We start from the raw sequence: 3,972 nt of genomic DNA on the forward strand, positions 1-3,972 counted from the left end.
GCGCAACTGATTATATTACTAAGCCGATTAATTTATCAATTTTACGCCAGCGGGTGCGAAATTTAATTCGCCAATCGCAGCTAATTAAAAATCAATTAACCGAACTCCAACAAGCAAATCAAAATCTCCAGCTTTTGGCAAATTTAGATAGCTTGACTAAGTTGTCTAATCGGCGCGGTTTTGATGATTATATCAAAAAAGAATGGGATCGAATGCAGCGCATTGAATCACCACTATCGTTGATTATGTGCGACGTTGATTTTTTTAAAAACTATAACGATCGTTACCTGCATTCCAATGGGGATAACTGTTTGATTAAAGTCGCAATGGCAATGCGGAAAACAGTCCGCCGCAGCGGCGATCTCGTCGCCCGCTATGGTGGCGAAGAATTTGCAGTCGTTCTCCCCAATACCGATGCCTTGGGTGCTGTCTCTGTTGCGGAAAATATTCGATCGGCAATTAAGAATTTACAAATCGACCATGAAGCCTCAATGGTTTGTCCTTACGTGACAATTAGTGTAGGTGTATCTACGATCATTCCGACGCGAGAAAATCAGTTTCAAGACTTAATTCATGCTGCCGATCGTGCCTTGTATCAAGCCAAATCTCAAGGACGCGATCGAGTCACCATGTTAGTCGCTTAGATGGGAGATGGGAGACTTGCACTGAGCGTAGCCGAAGTGTGGGAGATGGGAGTAGGTTGGGTTTCGCGTTGCTCTCAACCCACTATTCACTCTGAGGATGTTGGGTTTCGAGGCTCAACCCAACCTACAATTTCTAAGTCCCCGTCCTAAGAGGATGTTTGAAAAGTCTAATTGCTTCGTTCATTGTGGGCAAATCCCCCCAACCCCCCTTAAAAAGGGGGGCTTAAAGTCCCCCTTTTTAAGGGGGATTTAGGGGGATTCTCTAGGGTCTAAGTAGCAAACGATACTTTTCAAACACCCTCTAACAACCCAATTATTAATTATTAATTAAATTAAACCATTGCCAATTCGCCAGTGACTTCCAATCGGGTATGACTCCCGATCGATAAAAATTGGTCGGTGAGAATTTCCGATACCGCAGGGGTAATCCAGCCCATCTGCTGCAATAGATAAATCGCAACAGCATACTTCGCGCGTTTGGCACCATCACTCACCTTAATTGTCAATCCCATCCCTTCGCCAACTCTACCGATACACTGAATTCCTTCCGCTCCAGCTTTGCTGACAATCTCGCCCTGGGTGAGCTGCATCAGTTGAGTATCAAATTTCCCCGTCCCGGCAATCAACTCGGGATGATGAGTCATGGCACGGACGATCCGTTCGAGATCGAGACTTTCGCCAGAAGATAGATAAGCGTAGAGAGTCGCCATTTGCGAGAGCGGCATCAGATATACCGGGGCACCACAATCGTCATGGACGCCAATAAACTCGTCTGGTGGCATCTTGAGAATTTCGGCAAATTTGCTCAAAATGAGTTTTTGTACCGGGTGAGTACGCTCTAGATAGTTGCCTAGCGGCCAATTATGGGCGCGACACACGGCTAGCATTCCGGCATGTTTACCAGAGCAATTGTATTCTAGTGGGCTAGTTTTGCCAGCAGGAATCGGACATTTGAGTGCATTGGTATCGATATCTGCTCGCCAGAGAATATTGAAAACCTGACGGGTGTGGATGATTTCCGCCGCATGAGAGCTGCACATGATGGCTAAATCTCGATCGCTTAACTGATAGCGTTCTAAGATGCCGTTGCTCGTAACGGCGATCGCTTGAAATGGCTTGAGAGCCGATCTAATGAACGTCGGATGTTCGGCATCCCCAGCAACCGATAACACGCGTCCACGGCTGTCACAGACGACAGCTTGAACGTGGTGAACGGATTCGATGATTCCTTCTCGCAGCAAGCGCACGGTAATTGCTGGTGATTTAGTACGTTGAGCCATTATTAAATTAATTGAGAATTGATAATTGAGAATTAATAATTAATAGTTAATAATTAATCTTGATTTTTTGTGAGAGAGGCTGTTGTGACTGTAGCAAAACTTCACTCAAAGCAATGCTGCTCAAAAGTACGAGTTTGCACAAGAGCCAAGATTCAATGACATTAGCGATCGGCTTTTAGTTAATAAATAGCAGCCAGTAACTAATAGCCGATATAAATGCGCCGAGTAGAGCTAGAAATGTAGCTTTAATCCGGCTGAGAATGGGTTGAATTTCGTAGCTGACGAGTAAGCGATCGCGAGTGAGGATTTCTGGTGTTTTGATCCAGGTTTGACCGTCATACCAACCAGATTCTTCATAAAAAATCGATTCGCCATACAATCTATTTTTGACGTAAATCCACCCTAAGTACAATCTAATTGCCGCTAGCATAATAAATATTAAACTACCGCCGATCGCGCAGATCCCAAACTGGAGCGGGTATTTGGCGATCGGAAAACTAGCCGCTGCCAGAGGTGCAGTAACAATTAAGCTCCACACCCCCACCCAAATTAATTTAGTGATGTATTTAGCCGCGTCTAGCTTCACCCAACCAAAAAACCAAGAAGTTTGTAATTCTTGGTATTCATTGATTGGCTGCTGCTCTTTTGGAACCGGACAAAAAGAACTAGAATTACTCATCGATCGCATTAGTCTACTGTCGTTTGTGGCAATGTCACCATTTCACCGTGTCCCCAGAAGGCTTCGAGATTATAAAATTCTCGTTGCTCTGGCATCATGATATGGACGATCGCATCACCGTAATCGATCAACACCCAACCACCGCGATCTTGTCCTTCAGTTCGCAAGGGTAGTCGGTTGAAATCTTCCTCAATTTTATCGATAATCGAGCCAGAGATCGCGCGTAATTGTACTTTAGAAAATCCCGTCACAATCAGTAAATAATCCGCCAGTGTCGATACTTCAGCGATATTAATCAGCACCATATCGCCAGCCTTGCGATCGTCTGCTGCTTCAGCCGCGAGGAATACTAATTGCTCGATCGTGTGTTCGGTGGTTTGGTTGGTATTTGTCAAGGTTGCAGTTTCAGTCATTCAATTAGGTAATAGGTGTTAGGTATTAGGTGTTAGGGATTTGGGTGTAGATATTAGGTTTTAGGTGTTAGATTTTAGGGATCGGGTATGAGAAGTAGCTCTACATTCTAAGCCCAATCTAAAGTCTAAAGCCCACAGCCTGTCTTGAAAAGGTGCTTTACTTGGGGAAACCCCAAGACCGCACTTTTCGCTAAAGCCTAATCCCTAAAGCCTAGCTTCAGTCATCGCCCAATTACGAGTACGAATCGTGCGGGGATGGATGAGACAGCGGGTAGAGAGTAGATATTGAAATGAGTAGTCACAGGCGCGCCAGACGGCTTGATGTAAGTCTCGATAACTGAGTTCGCGCAGAGCCTGTAATTCTGGAGTATCGCCGCGCCCAGCTTCGAGGGTATCCGCTAAGAATATGATACAACTCATCGCACTCATCCCCGGTCTTCCCAGCGTATGATCGGCGATCGCGTGGAGGATTTCGGGATCGGTGATTCCAAATTCATCCCGTGCGACAATTGCGCTCACGTCAGCATGTAATAGGTGTGGTGCGGCTATATCCACTTCATCGATCGGTAGTCCTTCGGTTCGTGCTAGTTCTAGTAAACGTTGGGGTTTGAAATATTTTGCCAAATCGTGCATCAATCCCGCTTGAGCAGCAATGTCCGTATTTAGCTGGTAATGTGTGGCAAGCTCGACCGCCATCTGTTCCACTCCCAGTATATGCTGGATTCGTTTGGGAGGAACATTTTCATTTAACCAGGCGAGAATCTTTGCGCGCACGATCGATCTTTGGCGATAAGTTTACCACCTCTATTCTAGCGGGATTATCGATGTAGCGCGATCGCTTCACTAATTTTGAGGGGAAATTGCCTGGAGACTGAAGTCTCGGCTGGTGATGCGAAGTCCGCCTACGCGGACTGGATAAATTAATTAGTCACGTAGGCGGACTTTGCGCCACTAGC

At 45.7% G+C, this 3,972-nt stretch carries 5 protein-coding genes; 1 reads left to right on the top strand and 4 read right to left on the bottom strand.

All coding sequences use genetic code 11. The features are described from left to right. Window positions 1–644: diguanylate cyclase domain-containing protein (locus RMO35_RS09490; RefSeq protein ID WP_309740559.1), on the top strand; the 644-nt coding region annotated here is incomplete at its 5' end. 332 nt (window positions 645–976) lie between these two features. Here the strand turns inward: RMO35_RS09490 and RMO35_RS09495 are convergent. The 4 genes from RMO35_RS09495 to yqeK all read right to left on the bottom strand — a co-directional run bounded on the left by RMO35_RS09495 (window position 977) and on the right by yqeK (window position 3,790). After that, entirely contained in the window at window positions 977–1,924 is a 948-nt protein-coding gene (locus RMO35_RS09495) for an asparaginase (protein ID WP_309740561.1), read from the bottom strand. 175 nt (window positions 1,925–2,099) lie between these two features. Continuing rightward, entirely contained in the window at window positions 2,100–2,603 is a 504-nt protein-coding gene (locus RMO35_RS09500; protein WP_309740563.1) for a CGLD27 family protein, read from the bottom strand. Window positions 2,604–2,611: 8 nt separating this feature from the next. Then, on the bottom strand, window positions 2,612–3,016 hold the full coding sequence (gene rsfS / locus RMO35_RS09505) for a ribosome silencing factor (RefSeq protein WP_309740565.1): 405 nt from the start codon (window positions 3,014–3,016) through the stop codon (window positions 2,612–2,614). A 204-nt stretch (window positions 3,017–3,220) separates the two neighbouring features. Then, on the bottom strand, window positions 3,221–3,790 hold the full coding sequence (gene yqeK, locus RMO35_RS09510; RefSeq protein ID WP_309740567.1) for a bis(5'-nucleosyl)-tetraphosphatase (symmetrical) YqeK: 570 nt from the start codon (window positions 3,788–3,790) through the stop codon (window positions 3,221–3,223). Window positions 3,791–3,972 lie beyond the last annotated feature (182 nt).

Source organism: Chamaesiphon sp. OTE_20_metabat_361, assembly GCF_031364565.1.

What these genes read in the sequence shown, in the direction of transcription:
- RMO35_RS09495 (WP_309740561.1), bottom strand. Translation starts at nt 1,924, where the DNA reads ATGGCTCAACGTACTAAATCACCAGCAATTACCGTGCGCTTGCTGCGA.
- RMO35_RS09500 (WP_309740563.1), bottom strand. Translation starts at nt 2,603, where the DNA reads ATGAGTAATTCTAGTTCTTTTTGTCCGGTTCCAAAAGAGCAGCAGCCA.
- rsfS (WP_309740565.1), bottom strand. Translation starts at nt 3,016, where the DNA reads ATGACTGAAACTGCAACCTTGACAAATACCAACCAAACCACCGAACAC.